Genomic DNA, 20,899 nt, shown 5'->3' with positions numbered 1-20,899 from the left:
TCCTGGGTTCTCATTTGTTTTGGATGCATCATCTCCTCCATAATAGCATACAATGGTTGAAAGGCTTTTTGGAGGAGACGATTCAATATGCACATCTACGAGCAAGATGGAATGTTTATAGCAGAAATGGAATACCAATCTGAGCGCATCATCAAAATCGGAAAAACGTGGGAAGAAGCTAAGGAGAATCTATTGGTGCGGCTTCTTGTTTTGGAAATGATTGGATAAAGGGCGGGTCACCACAGAGGCCTGCTTTTTTTGCTGTAACCCTGGATGACCTGAACCAGGCAGAACCGACAAAAGAAAGGCAGATCCGGATGAAGCCGATCGTTACCGAAGAGCGCGGACTCGTGGCAGAGATTCGCCGCGCAACCAATGCGGCCAATCGCAACAATCTCACTCGCACCCAGGCGTACCTGGCTTTTTTTCGCAAGCATCCTGAAGTGCACTGGGCTTTGCTCGCCCACCTCGTTTCCCGCAATGGCGGGTGGAATATGACCGATCTGAAAGGAGAATGGCTTCCCCGGCTCGTGGATAAGGCCGAATCGGAACGCACGTTTTGGTTTCTCGAACGCTGCAACTGGCTGATTTTCCACGATGCCTACGCCCAGCTGCTTCTCTACGAAAAAATGAAGGAAACAGAAGAAGACTTGACTCTGCTTCTGCCGGCTCTTGGTGTATCGCGCTTTATGGAGCCTATTTGGCAAACCTTCCTGCAGAAGCGTGACAGCCAGCTTTTGACACGTGCATTGATTGTCAATGAACAGCAGTATATCGAGCAAAGAGTGGTAGACAAGCCCTTTGCCCGGAAACACATCTTCTTTAGCCCGGCTTTCTTTGCCCAATCCGTTCTTTCTTTAAACCAGGTGATCTTTCCGTACAAGGAGCACCCGACCGATCGCAGGCTTCGCCTTTGCGGCATGACGATTCAACGTTTTCCCTCGTTGGAACAGCGGATCGCCACAGGTAAAACCTTATATCAGCTACTTTTCGACAACCCTGTTCGTTTGGCCAAAATATACGAGTGGGCCCAGCGGATTCCGCATACCGGTTCCCGCGCAGACTACTGGCCCCACCTCTTTTCGCCGCGGCCGCATGCTGTGGATGAGAATAGCACCTATACCCCGCGTATCGACGGCACGGAATTGCGGGCTGGCAGTCCCAAGCTGTACAGTCCAGGCCTTGCTGCCGCATGGCCTGATCGGGAACACCCTCCTGCTGACGGGGTCGACTGGTATCGTGACGACAAATGGCTGGCGGAGCTGGAACAGCGCGCGGATTTGCCCACCATTGACGAGGAGAAATACATTCGTTCCCTGCATATGATTGAGTGGGGCGTCACTTTCGTTACTGCTTTTCGCCCATAGAATAAACGGGAGGCTGTGCTTCATGCAGGCGGCTGTTCGTGCACAAAAACAGTACATTCTGGACTGCCGATTGCCATGTGGCACATTTCGGCTGGGACCTGAAAGGAATCAGGTGAATCCCTACTTCACCAATCTCGCCTTGATCCCCATGATCGGGCTGGGAGAGCTCAAAATCGTGCAAGAACACATAGATTGGTATCTACAAAACAGGAATGAAAACGGCTATGTGAATGACTTCGTGATTCGCGGTGAACTGCTCGAAGACACCGGGGCGGCCGACAGCGAAGACAGCTACCATGCCACGCTGTTCAGCCTGCTGGCAGAATGGGTGCGGTATGCCGAGGATATCGTATGGCTTAAGGACAGGGAACAAGAATGCCTGGAGCTTCTGGAGGGAATTGGACGTCTGCAGCAAAACGACGGCCTGACGTGGGCGAAAGGCTCCTATCGGGTCAAGTACTTGATGGATAACTGCGAGGTGGCAAAGGGGTTGGAGGATGCGGCCTTTCTGTTTTCCCTGTTGGGGAACAAAACAGCCTGCAAGGAAGCAGAGCTGCGGGCTGAAGCTTGCCGGCAGGGGATCGGCCGGATGTACAGCCCGCTTCGGAAATCGTTTGCGGTATACGGTCGAATTTTCCCCTCCTGGCGCAAATGGTACCCGGATGCCACTTCCCAAGCGTTTCCGATCGTTTACGGCATTGCTTCAGCAGAAATCGCCCGCTTGCTATACAGTCGTATCACGCGTTCCTTTCCGCAATTTGAACGGTTCCAGACCGGCGACCCCTACCCGTGGATGACGATGGGCGTATGCGCGTTGCGGATGGGCGATCTTGCCCGCGTGAATCGCATGCTGGCTACCGCCCAAGCCATGTACGTCGAAGGTCCTCGCCGCCCTTACTGGCTCATTCACGAGGCGGGTCGATTCATGGAGTTGGCGATGGAGGTCGCAAATATCCGCTGCCAACCGGGGCAAAACGTTTGAGCGATTAACGGTCCTGGCTGCCTGGCTGTCGGCCCGATCCTTTTTTCTCATGCGCGACAACAACGATCGGAATGAGCTCCCCTGCTTCCCAGACAAACGGGAGCGGTGAGATCGGCATCGAGCTTTTGGATGCAAAATCATACGCGAGCCTGGACAGCAGTTCAGCCCCCGAGTCCCCATGCAAGTCGCCGAAAACAAGAACATCCGGATGGGGAATGGCGACGCCCAAAATATCCCCTGTCCGAGACGATTCCATCTCGTCGATTAAGGTCGAAAGCAAGATTCTGCTTGCCGCGTAGCCGTCTGCGGTCGTAATAAAGGTGAGCAAGTGCGGCCCCACTTTTTGCTGCTTTTTGGGGATCGGCATTTGTTGAAGATTGCTGATGGCATGCCGATGAAGCTCCTCCGCTGTCCACCCGGCATCGCCAAGCATGTCGCGTTCGATCAGGCGATAGCCTTCCGCATCGTCCAGCGCATACAGGATCGACGTTTGTTCCGTATGCTGCCGATGGACCCAGCGCTCCGGATTTTTCCTCACAAACGAGGAATGTCTCAGGACCGGGTAGATTCGGCTTTCCGCCCCCTCTAGCGTCAGCTCCTTCAAATGCCCCCGGACAATGGCGAGCACACGCTCCGCGAACACCTGCGTCAGCGCGAAAGAATCCTGAGAAGACTTCTCGGCTCGGACAAACAGCGGGGTTAACGGAATGCCTGGCGTCAATTCCTTGCCCGCTTTCGTGTCTACAATACGGATTTCCCCATCGGCTCCCACGCAGGAGATGCCTGCGGGAAGCCGGCTGTTCAACAATTTCACTACGCTTTGCATGAGAAGTTGCCGACTGGTTGTTCCCATGACTTATCCTCCCTTTCCAAAGGCGCTGCTTGATGCTGGACATATAGCTAGTCCGATTTCCTTGCCAGCTTTTAGTCCCAAGGCGGGGCGTCGTCGTCGGGTACTGGCTGAGGTGCACGGCTGGCTTGATCCGGCCCGGCAGCGCTTGCATCGGCGCGATCCCAAGGCGGTTGCTCTGGCACATCCTGCCCGTACGACTGTGCATATACCGGACCTGGCTGGCGACGCTCAAGTTCTCGAACGATTTCATGAATATCCTTTGGCTTTACAAATTCGACGGGCGACACCCCTCTTTCGAACTGCAAAAAGTCCCCATCCAGCAAAATGACGTACCGGCCGTTCACTTTGGCGATATGCAAGTTGTTTCCGTAATCGGCCAGAAGCGCCCTTACCTGCATGTGGTCCAGCTTGCACTTCAACTCTATCTCCGGCTGCCTGTCCGTGAGAATTTGAGCGGCCTCCATGACTGTTTCATGATCCCATTTTTCCGCCAGTTCACGCTTCGGACTCGCAGCGATCAGCTCGATCTCTTCTTCCGCCCGCTGCCGCTCTTCCGAGTCCTCCGGGTAGACGAGCTCGATATGCTGCCTGGCCAGCGTGAGAACTTCCTCTGAAATCAGCTGCGTCACTGTTTGCGGGTATTCAACAAAGCGCAAAAATTCCTCAAAATACCGGGCGTGGGAGAACTGGTGTATCTTTACGTGATACGGATCGTTCATGCCTGTCTCGATCATGTTTGGATACATCAGGGACTTCATGTTTTTGGCGTTGATGGCCATTTGCACGTTGGATATGAGACTTTGCTCGTCGGTAATCACCGCTGTTTTCTGCTCAAAATCGCACTTGAGGATAAAGACGAACGGCTCGTCCAACGTTTCCAACCGGGTCCGCACTACGATGAGGACCCCGCCCCTTACTTGCGACGTTCGCAGGTACGATTGCACCAGCTCCTGCGAAGGCTGTTTGCCCTCCCCCGAGGTGACTGCCTGGAGCAAACGATTCAGCAGCGCGTAGTTCGGATTTGCTTCAAGCGGATGTCCCTCTTCGATCACAAACCGGCCCAGCTTGGTAGGGCTGCCTTCGCTCTTCGGATTTACTTCTGCTTTTCGCTTGGCGATACGGGCAAATTCGCCATCCAGAAACTCCCGCAGCTCACTCTTCTCATATTCATCTCCAGACAGATGGCGGGTCATCCGTACCTGCTTGCTCCCGCTCTCATCCTCCGGCTGTTCGATAAGGTAAAATGACAGCCAATCGATTGCAAAATTCATACGCTTCCGCTCCTGTCCGACAAGTAACAGAACTGATTATAACAAATGGCGGAAGAAACGGTAGTCTTTTTCGGCAGATGCATGATAATTGCAGCCGCTCCCATTGTGAAACAGGCCGGTGCCGTTTGTGGTATGATGGTCACAGGAGGAGGATGTTTCATGTGGAAGCGCCTGGTCGCCTGGTGGAACCAAACCATTCGAGACAAGCCCTATCGGATCGGGACTCGCCTCGGGCATTACACGATCGATAGCGTCCTTGGCATGGGCAGCTACGGTATTGCGTACCGCGCCCGCCATGACGTGACGGGTGAGCTGATCGTCCTCAAGCAGGTAAAGCCAAGCCTCCGCCGCAGTCCAAAAGGAGAAGCCATGCAAGCCTATGAGCAGCGTATCCTCCAAGCTCTTTGCCACCCGCAAATTCCACGCTTTATCGAGCGCTTCCATTTTCAGGGAAACGCTTTTCTGGCGATGTCGTATATCGACGGTCCTACGCTGGAAGAGCTGCTGTTTGACGAGCAGGCTGTTGTCGGCGAATCCGAAGCCGCGCGGTACATGCTCCAGATCGGCGAGCTTGTCTCCTATGTGCACAGACACGGAATCATTCACCGCGATGTACGGATACCGAATGTCATCTGGCAAAACGGGACGCCTTATCTGATCGACTTTGGCCTGGCCCGCTTTTGTGGAGATTCGCCCACCTATAGCGCAGCTGACATGAGCAGCTACCCGGAGGAAAAACAGTTGAAACGCCACGTCGAGCCTGCAAGCGATCTTTACGCCCTCGGACACTTCTTTTTGTTTTTGCTGTACACCGGGTATCAGCCGGGAGAAGATCAACCGGAGCGAAGCTGGGAGGAAGAGCTGACGCTCCGGCCCGAGGTGGCCGCGATGATCAGACGGCTGCTGCAGATTGATCGCGGCTATGCAGATGTGGACGAATGGCTCTGTGACCTAAAGGCCATCATTCAAAGCCAGACGAGGAAAAAGAGCAGTACACCCTCGCCGTAGCTTGGGGTATCTGCTCTTTTTGTATTACTCCCGAATCTTTTCCTGTTTGGCGTTCTCCATTTTTTGCTTCAGTTCACCTGCTTCACGGCGCAAGGTTTGCCTCTCGTGCTTCGAAAGCTCTTCTCCGCCGATGGGACCATTGACCAGCAAATCTTCCTCATACAACCGATCTTTGCGCATGGGAACCTCCTGTACAAAAGAATGGTGAGCCCACTCCTACTTTGTTTCAAAACGCCGCTTCTTATGTACCGGCCGTTTTTCCTTTGCGGCTTGCTTGACCTGTTCGGGATCGACCAATTGCCCGTGCGACATGGCCTTTTCCATGATCGAAAGTCCGGTCTGCTTGGAAAATTTGCGAAGGATAAACAGCTCCTGAGGCGTACTGATCGAAAAGACCAGTCCGGCCCTGCCCATTCGCCCAGTTCGTCCGCTGCGGTGAACGTATGTATCAACGTCCGCTGCCGGATCAAAATGAACGACGCACTCCACCTCGGGTATATCCAGGCCGCGGGCGGCTACATCCGTGGTGATCAGGACGGGATAAACTCCATCGCGGAACTGCTGCAAGGCCCTTGCCCTTTCTTCTTTGCTCGTGTCGCGATGCAGAAAACGGCAGGGCAGGCGGTGGTATTCCAGTTTGGCGACAATCTCCTCTACCTTGTCGATCTGATTGACAAAGACGATGGACGCCCGTACGTTTACCAATCGCAGCAGGCGACGCAGCGTGTCTACTTTTTTCCGAGGTTCGCTCACCAGATACATATGGACGACGCCAATCGCATTTTCCGGCCCGGCTGCTCTAATCAGGACAGGATCATTTGCCATTTCCGAGGCGAGCTCGACAACCTTCTCAGGGAGCGTCGCCGAGAAAAAGAGCCGCTGAGTATCTCGCAACACTCGCCGCATCACTTCCTGGACGGACCGAAGGAAGCCGGCATCAAGCAAACGGTCCGCCTCATCGACGACAACCGCTTTTACCTCGTGCACCTTTACCTTGCGGCCATCCAACAGCTCCACCAGCCGACCGGGTGTGGCCGCTACGACAGACGGGTGTTTTTTCAGCCGTTCCAGCTGGCGTTTTACGTCGACTCCTCCGATGATTGCGGCGGCCGACATGTTTTTCTTGGCGAGCAAGCCTTCCGCCACTTTTGTGATTTGCATGACAAGCTCATGCGTAGGTGCCAATACCAGCAGCTGAATGTCCTTGGATTCCGTATCCAGACGATCGATCAGCGGAAGCAGGTAGGCAAGCGTCTTTCCCGTTCCGGTGGGTGATTCGACCAGTGCGTTTCGGCCGCTCTGAATGAGCGGAATCGCTTCCGCCTGTACAGGAGTCGGCCGTTCTATTTTTTGCTCTCGCAGTGCTTCCATCAGCGATGTGCTTAACGTAAAATCTGCAAACGTGGCGCTCACAAAAACCCTCCTGGCATTGCTTTATCGTGCTTGGGTAAGCTTACCACATTTTGCGTTTATGCGAAACAGCAGGGAGTACAGCGTTCGCCCGTACCCGACATGCATGCCACTCGAGCATCATCCATGGAAGCTCGTCTTTGTAGTGAAAAATCGCCTGGAGGATGCTTACGTCAGCGGTTATTGGAATCAAGACGGGTTTCCCGCTCCTCCATCTTGTCATGCCGGTCCTTCTCCGTTCGTTGATTGATCGTTCCCGGGGGATTTTCCCGATACGCCTCCACCTGATTTTGAAACTCCTTGTCAAAGCCGCGCACTACCTATCACCTCCTGCCCTTATTTTGTCCTGATGTTCCTTATCTATTTCACGAAACTTTTTCGTCACCCGTTCGTCAATCTATTACAGAGAACTTATCAATCTCATAGGAAGGGTCGCCATGCAAACTTTATCACGCACTCGTACGAGAAAAAGACGCCAACGCCGCAATCGCCCCTGGCGTATATTGAAGCGCCTAGTATTTATAGGCACGATGACTGTTGCCACCTTTATGCTTCTCGGAGCGATTTTTCTGTTCGCGACAGACACGGGAGAAGAGCTTCGGGAATGGGCTGCCGGCACCTTGCTGACGACGCAGCACGACTACTGGGCGCCCTATACGTTTTTGCCGGACGAAAAGCTGGAAGCGCTCAAGCAGCAGATTCGCAATCCCGTCGTCATCAATTCCGCGGACGACACCCCCAAAATTCACGAGGAGGAGCCCCCGGTCGCGGTGGAGATACAGGAAGTGAAGAAGGAATTGATTGAAATCGAGGAAATCGACGAAAAGCGGAGCAATTATTACTTTAAAGGTAAGATTATGTACATCAGCGATCCCAAACGGGTTCACCTGCTCGTTTCCAATCGGAAAGACCGGGGCGAGCTGCTCGATGAATTTGTCAAAAAGCACAATGCATTGGGAATTGTAAATGCGAGCGGCTTTTCCGATCCGGACGGATACGGCAATGGCGTCAAAGCCTTTGGACTCGTAATCAAGGACGGGAAAATCCTGCAGGGCTACAATGCAAAGGGCGGGGAAACAGCGCTGGGGATCACATTCGACGGGACACTGATTACAGGCAACTATACGGCTCAGCAGCTGGTCGACATGGGGGTAAAGGACGCCATGAGTTTCCGCCCTCAACTCATCGTAAACGGAAAAAACCTGTTTGCCGACAAGCCGGCGAAAAGCTGGGGAATTCAGCCGCGAACCGCCATTGGCCAGAAGGAGGATGGCACCATCGTGTTTGTCGTCATCGATGGACGCCAGCCCGGACATTCGATCGGTGCCAGCATGAACGACATCGCCGAATTGCTCGCTGAGCGCGGGGTGGTTACGGCAATGGCGATGGACGGAGGGTCCAGCTCAATGATGCTGCACAACAACGAGGCGATCACCAAAACGTCCTGTCCCTATTTCCGAGGCCGCCATTTGCCCAATGCCTGGGCAGTTTTATAGGAGGAGAGCGGAGCGGTATGTATTATCACTTTAGCGAAGACCCGTTCATTACGTGTTTTCACCCGCGCCCCCATCCATCCCATCCCTCTCTGCCACCGGCCGTCTGGGCGATTGACCGGGAGAAATCGCCCCTGTATTTCTTCCCGCGAGACTGCCCCCGGATCGGGTTTGGCCGGGCGACAACAACTACCCCTGAAGATGTTGCCCGGTTTATGGGGTTCTCGGACGCGGCCATGGTTATCGCGACAGAATCAGCTTGGTATCCAATCATCAAAGAGACAAAGCTTTACAGGTATACGTTCCCACCTGACACATTTGTTCGCTGGGACGATGGAGCCGGCTATTACCTCTCCTTTGAAACGGTTACCCCGCTTGCTGTGCAACCACTGGGCGATCTGCTGGCATGCTTGACTCGGGAGAATGTGGAACTGCGGCTTACTCCCTCTCTGAAGCCTCTGCACGATGCTTTGCTCGACTCTACCATGCAGTTTTCCATGATCCGCATGCGCAATGCGCAGTTGTCATAACGGAATGCGAAAGAATCCGCAGTAAACAAACAGGCAGCCCCTCAAAAAGGCTGCCGTTTTTTCTTACAGTTTGATAGGCGTCTTGGCTTGGTCCAAGCTCCATTCTTCCACATTCCAAACCTGCGTGACCCAGTCCTCGTAAAATTCGGGTTCGTGGCAGACGAGGAGTACCGTCCCCTTGAACTCTTTTAAAGCTCGCTTCAATTCTTCCTTGGCAACTACGTCCAGGTGGTTCGTCGGCTCGTCGAATACCAGCCAGTTGGCTTCTCTCTGCAGCAGCTTGCAAAGCCGCACCTTCGCCTGCTCTCCCCCGGATAAAGCAGTCAGTGAGCGATTGATATGCTCATTCTTCAAACCGCAGCGGGCTAGCGCTCCCCTTACCTCGTGATTGTTCATGTGCGGAAACTCATTCCAAACATCATCCAGAGCGGTGACAGGCTTCGGCTTTACCTCCTGCTCGAAGTAAGCCGGGAACAAAAAGTCTCCGCGATCCAGCTTCCCGCCAAGCGGAGGAATCATCCCCAGCACCGTCTTTAGCAACGTCGATTTCCCGACGCCGTTCATCCCGACGACCGCTACCTTTTCCCCGCGCTCAAGGCTGACTGTAAGCTTGGGCAAGAGCGGAGCGGTGTACCCGATCGCCAAATCCTCCGCCGTGAAAACAAACCGGCTGCTGGCCCGAGCTTCCTTGAAAATAAAGGTTGGCTTTGCTGCAGATTCCGGTTTATCGATGCGCTCAATTTTATCCAGCTGCTTCTGGCGGCTTTTCGCCCGCCCGGAAGTGGAGGCCCGGGCCTTGTTGCGGGCGATGAAATCTTCCATTTTGGAAATTTCTTCTCTCTGCTTTTCGTAAGCGTCAAAATGCTGGGAGCGCTTCATTTCGGACTGCGCCAAAAACGACTCGTAGTTCCCCGTGTATCGGTTCAATTTGGTGAATTCCAGATGGTAAATCACGTTGACGACCTCGTTCATAAAAGAGGTGTCATGGGAGATCAATATGAACGCGTATGGATACTCCTTGAGGTATCCCTTCAGCCAGGTAATATGCTCTTCATCCAGGTAGTTGGTCGGCTCGTCGAGCAAAAGCACGCTTGGCTTCTCGAGCAATAGCTTGGCCAAGAGAACCTTTGTCCGCTGTCCTCCGGAAAGCGCGGAGACACCGCGGTCCAGACCGATCGCAGTCAAACCAAGCGCGTTTGCGATCTCCTCCACCTTGGCATCGATCAGATAAAAACCGCTGTTTTCTAAACGGTCCTGAATTTCTCCCATTCGCTCCAAAAGCTCCTCCAGCTCTTCAGGAGTCGCCTCTGCCATTTTCTCGCCAATCGCGAGCATCTCCGCTTCTTCTTGCAGCAAAGGCAAGAATGCATCCTTTAAGACATCGCGGATTGTTTTGCCCGCCTGCAATTTTGTATGCTGGTCCAAATACCCGTACTGGATCTTGGGCATCCATTCGATTTTCCCTTGATCGGGGATCAGCTGTTTGGTCAAGATTCCCATCATCGTGGACTTGCCCGTCCCGTTTGCCCCGACCAATCCTACCCGATCATTGGGCTGCAAACGAAAGTTGACATCGCGGAAAAGGACGCGGTCCGCGAAGCCATGCGATAAATTTTCAACGATCAAAACACTCATAAAGATCCTCCTGCCATATTCTTGCGTCAAAAAGTGACGTTCTCGAAAAATTTAGGTTGATAGCGCAATTCATAGCTGGACCCCGCCAAAATCTGCTCATCGAGGCGTCTGCGAAGCTCATTTAGCGAAATCTTTTCCATCGCTGTGTTCAAGATGACTGCACGGGCCATTTGTCTGAGCAGCTTTACTTCGTCAGCCAGCGAATCTCCATGCTCCTTGCCGCTGTGGACGATCTCCGAGCGATGGTTGTACGATTGCTTGACAAACTGCGCGATCTTCTCCCTCTTCTCCGGCGCATCACCGAAATAATAAGCCATACGGAAACGAAGCTTGTAGGTAATCTCCCCTTTTTTCCCATCAGGAGCAAAAAGCGATTCCAGTGAAATCCACAAATCCAGCAATTGGTCTTCCAAGCTTTTCTTTTCCAGGGACAAGGAATAGCGTCTGAGCGCAAGGGAGGGCAGTGCTATCCCCTCTTCCATAAGTGCGAGGAAAATTTTCTGCGCTTGTTCATCAAATAAGTATTTATCTCCATCAAGCGAACGCTTGAGGTACGTAATGCCGTATACAGGAAATTTCGCTGTAATAATGTATGGGATCGAACAAACTCCTCCGGTGGAGGCCAGATTCAGCTTGTACTCAATCTCCTCGATCCATTTCCGTTCATCCGAATACTTCAATTCATGCGTATCCGATGGATATTCCGCCAGCAAAAAGATACTGGTCAGATCTACTTTTCGATCGAACAAATAACGGCTCTCGTCCATCACGTTGCGAAGATACCGGGAGGCGACGTTATACGGCTTTTCGGCACCGGAAACAAGATGAAATGACTTGGGAAGCTCGATGTGAAGCGGATTCGTTGTCGTGCTGTTAAAAACGGGGGCAATCAATGTCGGCATACAGTCATCTCCCTTCCTGCGAGAAAGCCCTTGGTATCGGGTGAAATATCTTATCTTACCATAACATATCCGATGTCTGCACGGTGCTTTTCGCCAATATGCAAGTATTTCCGAGATTGCCTTTTCACAACTGCCATACTTGTACACAGACTTCCTTTTAGAATACCAGTATTTCCTATGGTTCGTCACTATCAGATTACGGCATTCTAAACAAGGAAGGAGTGGATACGATGGAAATGGATCATCTGCTGGATGAAAATCCGCACCAAACCTACAATAACACCTATGAACCGATGGAACAAACGGGCAGGCCCATGCCAGGTTCCAAAAAGGTGAAACAAGAAAACCATTCACGCCAAATCAAAACACGGGAAGGGTAAAGCATTCCCCTTCCTGTTTTTCACATCCCAAAGATTGAATTGTCCCACAAGGATGAACTATGATGATAGCAGTATCCTTGTTGGAGGTCTACAATAATGATTTCAGTCCCTCTTTCGGGCGGCAGCCCTCTTCTTCCTACCGTTACATACAGTGTTTCTCCCCTATTTGAGGTAGCCGCCAGCCTTCACAGCTTGGCCCATACATCCCAGACAAAGGTGCATTCCGACTGGGCAGACGAGCTTCTGTCTGGCTTTCAATCAGAAGGCCTCTCGGAAGAATGGGAGTATTTCGCTCCCATTTTCCTTGAAACAATCCCGGAAGTTTTTGATCCAGTCCAGACAAAAGAGGTCATGCTGGTAGAAGACCTGTATGATTACTTTGTTCAGATGCCTGCCGCATCTTTTGCAAGCAGTCTCCTATCACTCGAAGCTGGAAGAGGAAAAAGCGATAATTGCCCTACCATCTACCAGGATGCAAATCAGGATGCCGAGTTCGTAAAAGGTCGATTTTCCTTATTTCTGTCTACCTATTGGCTATTGTTTTTTGAGGAAAAGTGGGAGAGGATCGCGCCTTTGTTCGTCAATGAAGCCGAGAAGATCTATCAGGCATTGCGCTCGCCCGATGAATGTGCCGCCTTTTTACAAACGGTTGCTCCGCTTTTTACCTATCGTGAGAAAGAGCAAAAGCTGCTCTGTGACGATGGTTCAACGGATACCGTACATGCCGAACAACTCGTATTGTGTCCAAGCTATTTTTACGATCATATTCGAATTGCGACAGAGGGATTGGCAACGTACCTCATCTATCCCATGAACAAATAGAAAACGCCCTCTCAAGGGCGTTTTCCATCTTGAATCATGTGGGCAACAATTAATTTATCCAGTTTTTGACTAATTTTTACGATTTCCGGGTCGAGAAAATTGTAGCCAGAATCTTTCGCTGCTTTTTCAAGCTGCTGGCGTACATCATCAATCATCTTTTGCGTAATTTCCATGGTGTCTACCCCCACCCGACTCAGTCTCCCACTATTTTACATTATTTGATAAACGGTGGAAAGGGGAAATACAGAAATAAAAAAACCCTGCATCATACAGGATGCAGGGTTTGTGTTGTTCGATTACTTCATTACGTGGATCGGACGGCCCAAAGCCAGCTCCGCTGCTTCCATCGTCACTTCTCCCAGCGTCGGATGAGCGTGGATGGTCAGCTCAATATCTTCGAGCGTCGCTCCCATTTCGATCGCAAGTCCGATTTCAGCAATAATGTTGGAAGCTTCTGGTCCGACGATTTGCGCCCCGAGGACGAGGTTCGTTTCCTTGTCGGCAATCAGCTTGACGAAGCCTTCACCCGCATTGACGGAAAGCGCGCGGCCATTGGCAGCAAACGGGAAGCGGCCAGACACGTAGTCAATGCCTTTTTCCTTCGCTTCACGCTCGCTGAGTCCTACACTCGCAATTTCCGGGTCGCAGAATACAACTGCCGGGATCGCCTTGTAGTCTACTTCTGCAGGGTGGCCAGCGATTGCTTCCGCCGCCACTTTCCCTTCATAGGAAGCCTTGTGGGCAAGGGCCGGTCCTTCCACAATGTCCCCGATGGCGTAGACGTTCGGAATGCTGGTCTGACCTTGTTTGTCTACGACAATATAGCCACGGTCAGTCAGTTTCATGCCGATGTCTCGCACGCCGAGCTCATCGGTGTTCGGACGGCGGCCTACGGTTACGAGAATATATTCAGCTTCGACCTGCTTTTGTTCGCCTTTTACTTCAGCGGTTACAACAACGCCGTCTTCCTTCTCTTCCATTCCTTGTGCCAGAGCTTTTGTGTGAATCTCCACGCCCAGCTTCTTCAGCTTGCGATCAACGAGGCGGGTCATTTCCGCTTCAAAGCCCGGAAGGATCTGGTCGGAGCCTTCCAGGATGGTTACCTTCGTGCCGAATTTGGCAAACACAGTACCCAGCTCCACGCCGATGTAGCCACCGCCGATGACGACCATGCTCTTCGGAATTTCCGTCAGAGCAAGTGCTTCCGTCGAAGACAGCACACGCTTGCCGTACGGGAACGCCGGCAATTCGATCGGACGGGAACCGGTCGCGATGATGCAGTGGTTGAAACGGTAGCGGTTTACATCATAGCCGTGGAATACCCGGACTTCGTTCTCGCTCACGAACAGAGCTTCGCCGGGGATTACCTGGATTTTGTTTCCTTTAAACAGTTTGCCGACTCCACCAGTCAGCTGGTTGACGATGCCTTTTTTCCACTCCTGGACTTTGGCAAAGTCGACCTTTACGTTCTCCATGGTAATTCCCATGACGTCCGTATGTTGAGCATGCTCATACGTATGAGCTGCATGGATCATGGCTTTGGACGGGATGCAGCCGACGTTCAGACATACGCCACCGAGCTCGGCTTTCTCTACGACAGCCACGGTTTTGCCCAGCTGGGCAGCGCGAATGGCTGCCACATAACCGCCGGGACCGGCACCGATGACGAGAACGTCTACCTCTGTTGTAAATTCTCCTACTACCATCGCTTGTTATCCCTCCATGACGAGCAGTGTTGGGTTTTCCAAGAGCTGCTTCACGTAGTTGACGAATCGTTGAGCAGGTTCGCCGTCGATGAGTCTGTGGTCGATGCTGAGCGAGAGCGACAGCACTTGGCCAACTACGATTTCACCGTTTTTTACAACTGGTTTTTCACTAATACGGCCCACTCCGAGGATCGCCGCTTCTGGATAGTTGATGATCGGAGTAAAGAACATACCGCCTGCAGAACCGATGTTTGTGATGCTGAAGGTAGAGCCTTTCAGCTCATCTGCGGATGCTTTGCGGTCGCGTGCCTTCGCAGCAAGCTCGCTGATTTCGCCAGCGATTTCGAAGATCGATTTACGTTCGGCAGCTTTCACTACCGGCACAACCAAGCCTTGGTCCGTTGAAGTAGCGATACCGATGTTATAGTACTTTTTGTAAACAATTTCTTGTTTTTCGTCGTCGATGGAAGCGTTCAATTCCGGGAACTTTTTCAGGCCTGCGACTACAGCTTTGACGATGAATGGCAAATAGGTCAGCTTTACGCCACGCTGTTCAGCCAGCGGCTTCGCATCTTTGCGCATAGCGACCAGCTCTGTCACGTCCACTTCATCAAAGATGGTTACGTGAGGAGCGGTGTAAGCAGATTTAACCATTGCTTTGGCAACCGCTCTGCGAATCCCCTTGAGAGGTACCCGTTCTTCGATTTCGCCAGCTTGTGCCGCGTAGTGGACAGTCGGAGCTGCCGCTGCCTGCTGTACGCCAGTTGTTTCCGGAGCATCTGCTGCCGCTGGTACTGGCGCTGCTGCTTCTGCTGCTGCAGGAGCAACTGCTGCCCCGCCAGCCAGGAAGCGGTCAATATCTTCACGGGTAATCCGGCCGAGTTTGCCTGTGCCTGGCACATTTGCCAGCGCAACGCCTTTTTCACGGGCGTATTTGCGTACAGACGGCGTAGCCAGCACGTGTTTGCGATCGATTGGTGCTACGGTTGCTGTCGCTGCAGGTTGTGCGAGCGGAGTATCCATTGCTTGGTTTGCGTTTGCGCTTACCTGGGAGCCAATGTCGCAGCCCGGTTCCATTTTCTCTTCGGCAGCCGGTGCTGCTGCTTGGCTGTCTCCATGACCGTGGTCAGGAAGATTCGGGATTTCGCCTTCCACGTCAAATTCGATCAGCGGATCGCCGACCACGCAGACAGTGCCTTCCGTAACTTTCAGTTCCAGTACTTTTCCTTTTACAGGAGATGGAACTTCCACTACAGCCTTGTCATTTTGCACTTCCATGATAACTTGGTCTTCTTCAACGGTATCCCCCGGCTTTACATGCCATTTGACGATTTCGCCCTCATGGATGCCCTCGCCAAGCTCCGGGAGTCTAAAAGTAAAACGACTCACGCTATCTCCTCCTCAATGAGGTTGTTTGTACAAGCATAACTATCCATTATGGAAAAAGAGTTGCCTAAAGAAGGCGGAAAGCATTCTCTTTCCGCCGGGTATGTGATTAAAAATCGAGTACTTGAGTCAAACCGTCTACGACGCGTTTCACATCTGGCAGCCAGATGTCTTCTGCTTGCGCGAACGGGAAGATCGTATCCGGTGCAGTAACGCGAAGCACTGGCGCTTCCAGGTGCAGAATGGCGCGTTCGTTGATTTGAGCGATGATTTCGGCAGCTACGCCGGATGTTTTTTGCGCTTCCTGTACCACGATGGCGCGGTTGGTTTTCTTCACGGACGCGACAATCGTATCGATGTCGATCGGGTTTACTGTGCGCAGGTCGATCACTTCCACTTTAGCGCCGCGAGCTTTTTCCAGCTCTTCAGCCGCTTTCAGGCTGGTATGAACCATAGCGCCGTAGGTGATGATGGTAACATCGCTGCCCTCTTTCACTACGTTTGCTTTGCCGAGTGGAATGGTGTACTCGCCTTCCGGTACTTCCTGGCGGAAAGAGCGGTACAGCTTCATGTGCTCCAGGAAGACAACCGGATCGTTGTCGCGGATGGCAGAGATCAACAAGCCTTTTGCATCGTACGGGTTGGAAGGAATGACGACTTTCACCCCAGGCGTTTGCATGATCAACCCTTCCAGCGAATCCGCGTGCAGCTCAGGCGTTTTTACCCCGCCGCCAAAAGGAGAGCGGAACGTGATCGGGCTGTTGTAGCGGCCTCCGGAGCGGAAACGCATACGGGCTGCCTGAGAGGCTATCGCGTCGAATGTCTCAAATACGAAGCCGAAGAATTGGATTTCGGCAACCGGGCGGAATCCGTTGACGGAGAGGCCCACAGCCAGGCCGCCGATTCCGGATTCGGCAAGCGGCGTGTCAAAAACGCGCTGCTCGCCGAACTCGGCTTGCAAACCTTCCGTAGCACGGAATACCCCGCCGTTTTTACCCACGTCTTCACCGAAGACGAGAACGGTTTCGTCGCGCTTCAATTCAACGCGCATTGCGTCCGTAATGGCTTGAACCATTGTCATTTGTGCCATGGGTTACTTCGACTCCTTTGCCAGATATTCCGCCTTTTGTTCTTCCAGTGCAGGCGGCAGTGTTTCAAACATAACGTCGATGAGCTCGCTTACTTTCATTTTCGCTGTTTCGTCCGCTTTCTTGATCGCGTCGGCAACCGCTTGCTTCGCTTCTTCGATTACCGCTTCTTCGTCTTTTTCGCTCCACAGGCCCTTGTTTTCCAGGAACTTGCGGAAACGGATCAGCGGGTCTTTTTGCTCCCATTCGCTTTGCTCTTCCCCAGTGCGGTAGCGAGTCGGGTCGTCACCAGCCATCGTATGTGGACCATAGCGGTAGGTAAGCGCCTCGATCAGCGTCGCGCCTTCGCCGTCAATACCGCGCTGCTTCGCTTCGGTCACAGCATGGTACACAGCAAGAATATCCATACCGTCTACACGTGCGCTGGCGATACCGGCAGCCTTCGCTTTCACAGCGACGTTTTCAGCGGCTGTTTGTTTTTCAAATGGTACAGAAATGGCATATCCGTTGTTTTGCGAGAAGAAGATCACGGGCAGCTTGTAGACGCCGGCAAAGTTCATCCCTTCGTAGAAATCCCCCTGGGAGGTAGCACCGTCGCCGAAGTAGTTGATCGCTACGCGTTTTTCACCGCGGAGCTTGTAGCCCATCGCAATGCCTGTAGCCTGCGTACATTGGGCGGCAATGATGATTTGCGGCATCAGGACGTTTACGCCTTCCGGAATCCGGCCGCCTTCGATATGTCCACGAGAGTAGAGGAATGCTTTGTGCATCGGGAAACCGTGCCATACCATTTGCGGAATGTCGCGGTAGCTTGGCAGGATGAAGTCTTCTTTGGAAAGTGCGGATTCCGAACCGATCATGGCAGCTTCCTGTCCGGCTACCGGCGCATAGAAGCCGAGTCGGCCTTGACGGTTCAAGCTGATCGCACGTTGGTCCCATACACGGGTAAAGACCATTTTGCGCATCAGTTCACGCAATTCATCATCAGAAAGCTTGGGCATGAGATCAGGACGAACAACGGTTCCGTCCGGAGCAAGAATTTGCAGCGGAGTGTTGTTGCCCGTTTGTTCAACAGCAGTAGTCACGCTCATCACATTCACCTCGTCACTGGATTATAAAGCGGGAAAGGTCAATTGCCCGAAAGCCGCCGTGTTGAAAGTGCTTACAACCGCTTTCGCGCAACCCTGTTATACCTCAGATAAAATAACTGTTCAACGTGTTATAGTATTGATATTACAGGGTTTATTTCCTTCCTGTTATCATTTACTATAAAATCTGTATCAGTTTTTTTCAAGGATTACTTTGGAATTTCGTTTAGGAGTTGAGATGAAATCCCATGTCAGACTATGTAAAAAGAACGATTGTGAAAGAAGAACTTTCCAGCAAGCATCTGGACTCGCCCCGCTCCGTCAGGGTATATCTCCCTCCCGGATACAATGAGCTTCTCTCCTACCCTGTCGTCTACTGCCAGGATGGAAATGATTTTTTTACCATGGGCCGGATTGCCACAATTGCCAACCAGCTGATCCTGGACGAAGGTGTGTCGCCCTTTCTGATCGTAGGCGTATCGGTGGAGCGAAGCAAACGGACAAGCGAGTATTCTCCCATCGGCTCGCGGAACGAAGGGTATAAGCGTTTCTTTATAGAAGAATTGGTCCCGTACATCGAAGAGCGCTATCCGGTCCGCCAAAACCGGGAATCGCGGGTGCTTGCGGGCGATTCTCTTGGAGGAACCGTATCCTTGCATATCGCGCTTGACGCCCCTGCACTCTTTTCCAATCTGCTTTCCCTGTCGGGCGCGTATTTCCAGCCCACCTCGGATCAATTGTCTGGGGCGAAAGACCTTGGCTGGCTGAATGCCTGGATGGTGGTCGGGCTCGATGAAACAGCCGTCGAAACTCATATCGGGACCTATGACTTTGTGGAATGGAACCGCAAAACAAAAGACCTCCTCGAAAAAAAGGGGGCTGCTGTCTCCTACCGTGAGAAACCGGGAAACCACGTCTGGGGTCTGTGGCAAAAAGAATTGCCGGACGGGCTGCGTCACTTCTTTCCGGCGTCCGACATGTAGCGATTGTCTGTCTTCATGCGCTTAAAGTCCGTTAATCTCCCGAATATCGGCGTAGCTGTAGTAACTGCCATCCGTCAGGAACAACCCCTGGTGGGTGGCTTTGTCTATTTCCCCTGCTACTTGTCTGTCATCGCAAAGGACAATGTTGACGACTTTGCTTTCATCCCGCTGCATCTGGCTCTGCACCTGCTGACGCTGTTTCGCAGATATCATCAAGACCCCTCTTTCCCTTTTGTTGGATAGTCGTAGTATTCCTTTGAAAAGGCTGAATTACTCTCCCGCACGTCATCTTGCGGGAAGCCCGCCCTCCCGTTTCGCGGGAAATTCGCCAGGGGTGAGCTCATGGCTGGTCGCTTGTTGGACTTGAGTGAAATGGAACATTTTGGGGCAAACTCTACACAAACAGCTCCTTAGTCTGATTTGCAAAGCAGCCTTGCAGCAAGGAAATTCACCTGGAAAGGATTCACCCAGATGAAGCCGTTTACAAAGTCCCACCCGTCGGACCTCGTCCCTGTTCTAAGCGACAATCTGCAACATATCCTGAACCTGCTTGGAAACAGTTCCGATATCGTTTTCAAGGAAATGTCCCTGGGCCGAACCGAGCGGAAAGCTGTCGCCATTTATGCAAAAGGCATGGTTGACCAGCAATTCCTGCTCAATCAAGTATTTGGAGTGATTTCCCGGAGCTTTCTCACAGAAGTGGAAGAGAATCCTCTCCCCTATTCGGAACATCTCAAGGACTTTACCCGGAACGCGAGCACACTTGGCGATGTCTCGCAGGTAACCAGGGCTGATCAATGTGTTTCCGAGATACTGGCAGGCAATACTTGCGTTTTGTTTGACGACTATAACAGCGCCATTGTGTTTGGAACGGCCAAGGACAACTCCCGGCAGCAAGAGGAGCCCGCGAGCGAAGCGCTTGTACGCGGACCGCGGATCGGTTTTGTGGAAGAGGTGAGCGAAAATACAGCGATTCTGCGACGACGGTTAAAGGATCCCCACCTCACCTTTGAGTCATTGTTTTTGGGCAGACGCGCACGAAAAGAGGTCGTCATCTGTTATCTGCGTGACGTAGCGAAACCGGATCTTGTAAACGAAGTAAGGCAAAGAATACAGAAAATCGATATCGACGATCCAATTGAATCGGGCTATGTCGAGAACTACATTCAGGACAATCCCTTTTCACCCTTTCCGCAGGTTCAAAATACGGAACGGCCGGATCGCGTTGAAGGTGCTCTTTTGGAAGGAAGAGTTGCGATTCTGATCGAAGGCACACCCTTCGCGCTGATCGTCCCGGTAACGTTCCCGATGCTGATGCAATCGCCAGAGGATTATTACGACCGCTGGATTCCTGCTTCTCTCATCCGCTTGCTGCGTACTTTGGCGCTGTTCTTTGCGCTTTTCTTGCCTGCTTTATATGTAGCGCTCGTCTCCTATCATCAAGGTCTCATCCCGACGAAGCTGGCCATCTCTATTGCCGGTACGAGGGAAGGAGTTCCCTTTCCCACCATAGTGGAAGCCTTGTTCATGGAAATAACGATTGAACTGTTGCGGGAAGCGGGCTTGCGCTTGCCAAAGCCAGTCGGGCAAGCAGTCGGAATCGTAGGGGGACTTGTAATCGGCCAGTCAGCGGTCGAAGCGGGCATTGTAAGCCCGATCATGGTAATTGTTGTTGCCTTGACCGCCATTTCTTCCTTTGCGTTTCCCCAATACCCTGCCGCCATCGCGATCCGTCTGCTGCGTTTCGCGATGATGCTGGCAGCTTCCATTTTCGGTCTATACGGGATCATTCTCGTATTTGTCCTGATCACCTCCCATATGGTGAGGCTCCACAGCTTTGGAATCAATTATGCTGCTCCATACGTCCCGACTCGCATGTACTCGTGGAAGGACTTGTTCCTTCGCTTGCCTCTGCAGACGTTGCTAAAAAACCGACCGGCTATGTTTAAGCCGATTGACCGAAGGCGTTCCGATCACCCAAAGTAAAGGAGGGTT

23 protein-coding genes are annotated in these 20,899 nt (G+C 52.4%); 10 read left to right on the top strand and 13 right to left on the bottom strand.

What is annotated here, in order from left to right; translation table 11 throughout:
* Window positions 1-87 precede the first annotated feature (87 nt).
* The 3 genes from Q3F21_RS12300 to Q3F21_RS12290 all read left to right on the top strand — a co-directional run bounded on the left by Q3F21_RS12300 (window position 88) and on the right by Q3F21_RS12290 (window position 2,349).
* The gene (locus Q3F21_RS12300) at window positions 88-228 is read left to right on the top strand and encodes a hypothetical protein (RefSeq protein WP_340252908.1); all 141 of its coding nucleotides are present in this window, start codon (window positions 88-90) and stop codon (window positions 226-228) included.
* An 89-nt stretch (window positions 229-317) separates the two neighbouring features.
* A complete protein-coding gene (locus tag Q3F21_RS12295) occupies window positions 318-1,367 on the top strand; it encodes a DUF2515 family protein (RefSeq protein WP_340252906.1) in 1,050 nt (349 codons plus the stop codon).
* 22 nt (window positions 1,368-1,389) lie between these two features.
* Entirely contained in the window at window positions 1,390-2,349 is a 960-nt protein-coding gene (locus Q3F21_RS12290; RefSeq protein WP_340252904.1) for a hypothetical protein, read from the top strand.
* A 4-nt stretch (window positions 2,350-2,353) separates the two neighbouring features.
* Here the strand turns inward: Q3F21_RS12290 and Q3F21_RS12285 are convergent, their stop codons facing one another.
* Both Q3F21_RS12285 and Q3F21_RS12280 read right to left on the bottom strand, forming a co-directional pair.
* Window positions 2,354-3,202, bottom strand: coding sequence for a DUF1444 family protein (locus Q3F21_RS12285; RefSeq protein WP_340252902.1), 849 nt, complete (start codon window positions 3,200-3,202; stop codon window positions 2,354-2,356).
* Window positions 3,203-3,273: 71 nt separating this feature from the next.
* Entirely contained in the window at window positions 3,274-4,473 is a 1,200-nt protein-coding gene (locus Q3F21_RS12280; RefSeq protein WP_340252900.1) for a DUF3900 domain-containing protein, read from the bottom strand.
* A gap of 159 nt (window positions 4,474-4,632) precedes the next feature.
* On the opposite strand from Q3F21_RS12280, the gene Q3F21_RS12275 reads away from it, so the two are divergent.
* Window positions 4,633-5,481: a serine/threonine protein kinase gene (locus tag Q3F21_RS12275; protein WP_340252898.1), complete on the top strand. Its 849-nt coding sequence runs from the start codon at window positions 4,633-4,635 to the stop codon at window positions 5,479-5,481.
* A gap of 24 nt (window positions 5,482-5,505) precedes the next feature.
* Here the strand turns inward: Q3F21_RS12275 and Q3F21_RS12270 are convergent, their stop codons facing one another.
* The 3 genes from Q3F21_RS12270 to Q3F21_RS12260 form a co-directional block, all read right to left on the bottom strand.
* Complete coding sequence (locus Q3F21_RS12270) at window positions 5,506-5,661, bottom strand: hypothetical protein (protein ID WP_340252896.1); 156 nt, start codon at window positions 5,659-5,661, stop codon at window positions 5,506-5,508.
* A gap of 36 nt (window positions 5,662-5,697) precedes the next feature.
* Window positions 5,698-6,894 (bottom strand): DEAD/DEAH box helicase, encoded by a 1,197-nt coding sequence (locus Q3F21_RS12265; RefSeq protein WP_340252894.1) that lies wholly within the window; start codon window positions 6,892-6,894, stop codon window positions 5,698-5,700.
* Between the two features lie 170 nt (window positions 6,895-7,064).
* On the bottom strand, window positions 7,065-7,208 hold the full coding sequence (locus Q3F21_RS12260; protein WP_340252892.1) for a hypothetical protein: 144 nt from the start codon (window positions 7,206-7,208) through the stop codon (window positions 7,065-7,067).
* A gap of 120 nt (window positions 7,209-7,328) precedes the next feature.
* Here Q3F21_RS12260 and Q3F21_RS12255 point away from each other — a divergent pair, with 120 nt between their 5' ends.
* Together Q3F21_RS12255 and Q3F21_RS12250 are read left to right on the top strand one after the other, a co-directional pair.
* Window positions 7,329-8,387, top strand: coding sequence for a phosphodiester glycosidase family protein (locus Q3F21_RS12255; protein ID WP_340252890.1), 1,059 nt, complete (start codon window positions 7,329-7,331; stop codon window positions 8,385-8,387).
* A 17-nt stretch (window positions 8,388-8,404) separates the two neighbouring features.
* Complete coding sequence (locus Q3F21_RS12250; protein ID WP_340252888.1) at window positions 8,405-8,914, top strand: DUF6886 family protein; 510 nt, start codon at window positions 8,405-8,407, stop codon at window positions 8,912-8,914.
* A gap of 63 nt (window positions 8,915-8,977) precedes the next feature.
* On the opposite strand, the gene Q3F21_RS12245 is transcribed toward Q3F21_RS12250, so the two are convergent.
* Window positions 8,978-10,549: an ABC-F family ATP-binding cassette domain-containing protein gene (locus tag Q3F21_RS12245; protein WP_340252886.1), complete on the bottom strand. Its 1,572-nt coding sequence runs from the start codon at window positions 10,547-10,549 to the stop codon at window positions 8,978-8,980.
* Between the two features lie 26 nt (window positions 10,550-10,575).
* Window positions 10,576-11,451 (bottom strand): hypothetical protein, encoded by an 876-nt coding sequence (locus tag Q3F21_RS12240; protein WP_340252884.1) that lies wholly within the window; start codon window positions 11,449-11,451, stop codon window positions 10,576-10,578.
* A 230-nt stretch (window positions 11,452-11,681) separates the two neighbouring features.
* On the opposite strand from Q3F21_RS12240, the gene Q3F21_RS12235 reads away from it, so the two are divergent.
* Window positions 11,682-11,831 (top strand): small acid-soluble spore protein P, encoded by a 150-nt coding sequence (locus Q3F21_RS12235; RefSeq protein WP_340252882.1) that lies wholly within the window; start codon window positions 11,682-11,684, stop codon window positions 11,829-11,831.
* 96 nt (window positions 11,832-11,927) lie between these two features.
* Window positions 11,928-12,653: a hypothetical protein gene (locus Q3F21_RS12230; protein WP_340252880.1), complete on the top strand. Its 726-nt coding sequence runs from the start codon at window positions 11,928-11,930 to the stop codon at window positions 12,651-12,653.
* A gap of 11 nt (window positions 12,654-12,664) precedes the next feature.
* On the opposite strand, the gene Q3F21_RS12225 is transcribed toward Q3F21_RS12230, so the two are convergent.
* From Q3F21_RS12225 to pdhA, 5 genes are all read right to left on the bottom strand, one after another.
* A complete protein-coding gene (locus Q3F21_RS12225) occupies window positions 12,665-12,826 on the bottom strand; it encodes a Spo0E family sporulation regulatory protein-aspartic acid phosphatase (RefSeq protein WP_340252878.1) in 162 nt (53 codons plus the stop codon).
* A gap of 123 nt (window positions 12,827-12,949) precedes the next feature.
* Window positions 12,950-14,359 carry a dihydrolipoyl dehydrogenase gene (lpdA, locus tag Q3F21_RS12220; protein WP_340252876.1) on the bottom strand — a complete coding sequence of 470 codons (1,410 nt, stop codon included), beginning with the start codon at window positions 14,357-14,359 and terminating at the stop codon, window positions 12,950-12,952.
* A 6-nt stretch (window positions 14,360-14,365) separates the two neighbouring features.
* Window positions 14,366-15,748, bottom strand: a complete 1,383-nt coding sequence (locus Q3F21_RS12215; RefSeq protein WP_340252874.1) for a dihydrolipoamide acetyltransferase family protein — start codon at window positions 15,746-15,748, stop codon at window positions 14,366-14,368.
* A 106-nt stretch (window positions 15,749-15,854) separates the two neighbouring features.
* Entirely contained in the window at window positions 15,855-16,835 is a 981-nt protein-coding gene (locus tag Q3F21_RS12210; RefSeq protein ID WP_003385721.1) for an alpha-ketoacid dehydrogenase subunit beta, read from the bottom strand.
* Window positions 16,836-16,838: 3 nt separating this feature from the next.
* A complete protein-coding gene (pdhA, locus tag Q3F21_RS12205; RefSeq protein WP_340252872.1) occupies window positions 16,839-17,924 on the bottom strand; it encodes a pyruvate dehydrogenase (acetyl-transferring) E1 component subunit alpha in 1,086 nt (361 codons plus the stop codon).
* Window positions 17,925-18,169: 245 nt separating this feature from the next.
* On the opposite strand from pdhA, the gene Q3F21_RS12200 reads away from it, so the two are divergent.
* Window positions 18,170-18,904 (top strand): alpha/beta hydrolase, encoded by a 735-nt coding sequence (locus Q3F21_RS12200; protein WP_340252870.1) that lies wholly within the window; start codon window positions 18,170-18,172, stop codon window positions 18,902-18,904.
* A 21-nt stretch (window positions 18,905-18,925) separates the two neighbouring features.
* Here Q3F21_RS12200 and Q3F21_RS12195 read toward each other — a convergent pair whose 3' ends face one another.
* A complete protein-coding gene (locus tag Q3F21_RS12195; RefSeq protein ID WP_340252868.1) occupies window positions 18,926-19,117 on the bottom strand; it encodes a hypothetical protein in 192 nt (63 codons plus the stop codon).
* 258 nt (window positions 19,118-19,375) lie between these two features.
* Between Q3F21_RS12195 and Q3F21_RS12190 the strand changes: the two genes are divergently transcribed.
* Window positions 19,376-20,890, top strand: coding sequence for a spore germination protein (locus Q3F21_RS12190; protein ID WP_340252866.1), 1,515 nt, complete (start codon window positions 19,376-19,378; stop codon window positions 20,888-20,890).
* Window positions 20,891-20,899 lie beyond the last annotated feature (9 nt).

The organism is Brevibacillus borstelensis (assembly GCF_037834415.1).
Lineage (GTDB): Bacteria > Bacillota > Bacilli > Brevibacillales > Brevibacillaceae > Brevibacillus > Brevibacillus borstelensis_A.
This window is presented reverse-complemented; position numbering and strand designations above follow the sequence as displayed.

Coding starts and splice junctions, on each gene's coding strand:
- Q3F21_RS12200 (WP_340252870.1), top strand. CDS start 18,170: ATGTCAGACTATGTAAAAAGAACGATTGTGAAAGAAGAACTTTCCAGC.
- Q3F21_RS12190 (WP_340252866.1), top strand. CDS start 19,376: ATGAAGCCGTTTACAAAGTCCCACCCGTCGGACCTCGTCCCTGTTCTA.
- Q3F21_RS12195 (WP_340252868.1), bottom strand. CDS start 19,117: ATGATATCTGCGAAACAGCGTCAGCAGGTGCAGAGCCAGATGCAGCGG.
- Q3F21_RS12280 (WP_340252900.1), bottom strand. CDS start 4,473: ATGAATTTTGCAATCGATTGGCTGTCATTTTACCTTATCGAACAGCCG.
- Q3F21_RS12275 (WP_340252898.1), top strand. CDS start 4,633: ATGTGGAAGCGCCTGGTCGCCTGGTGGAACCAAACCATTCGAGACAAG.
- Q3F21_RS12245 (WP_340252886.1), bottom strand. CDS start 10,549: ATGAGTGTTTTGATCGTTGAAAATTTATCGCATGGCTTCGCGGACCGC.
- Q3F21_RS12300 (WP_340252908.1), top strand. CDS start 88: ATGCACATCTACGAGCAAGATGGAATGTTTATAGCAGAAATGGAATAC.
- Q3F21_RS12210 (WP_003385721.1), bottom strand. CDS start 16,835: ATGGCACAAATGACAATGGTTCAAGCCATTACGGACGCAATGCGCGTT.
- Q3F21_RS12255 (WP_340252890.1), top strand. CDS start 7,329: ATGCAAACTTTATCACGCACTCGTACGAGAAAAAGACGCCAACGCCGC.
- Q3F21_RS12240 (WP_340252884.1), bottom strand. CDS start 11,451: ATGCCGACATTGATTGCCCCCGTTTTTAACAGCACGACAACGAATCCG.
- pdhA (WP_340252872.1), bottom strand. CDS start 17,924: ATGAGCGTGACTACTGCTGTTGAACAAACGGGCAACAACACTCCGCTG.
- Q3F21_RS12235 (WP_340252882.1), top strand. CDS start 11,682: ATGGAAATGGATCATCTGCTGGATGAAAATCCGCACCAAACCTACAAT.
- lpdA (WP_340252876.1), bottom strand. CDS start 14,359: ATGGTAGTAGGAGAATTTACAACAGAGGTAGACGTTCTCGTCATCGGT.
- Q3F21_RS12230 (WP_340252880.1), top strand. CDS start 11,928: ATGATTTCAGTCCCTCTTTCGGGCGGCAGCCCTCTTCTTCCTACCGTT.
- Q3F21_RS12290 (WP_340252904.1), top strand. CDS start 1,390: ATGCAGGCGGCTGTTCGTGCACAAAAACAGTACATTCTGGACTGCCGA.
- Q3F21_RS12285 (WP_340252902.1), bottom strand. CDS start 3,202: ATGGGAACAACCAGTCGGCAACTTCTCATGCAAAGCGTAGTGAAATTG.
- Q3F21_RS12270 (WP_340252896.1), bottom strand. CDS start 5,661: ATGCGCAAAGATCGGTTGTATGAGGAAGATTTGCTGGTCAATGGTCCC.
- Q3F21_RS12295 (WP_340252906.1), top strand. CDS start 318: ATGAAGCCGATCGTTACCGAAGAGCGCGGACTCGTGGCAGAGATTCGC.
- Q3F21_RS12250 (WP_340252888.1), top strand. CDS start 8,405: ATGTATTATCACTTTAGCGAAGACCCGTTCATTACGTGTTTTCACCCG.
- Q3F21_RS12225 (WP_340252878.1), bottom strand. CDS start 12,826: ATGGAAATTACGCAAAAGATGATTGATGATGTACGCCAGCAGCTTGAA.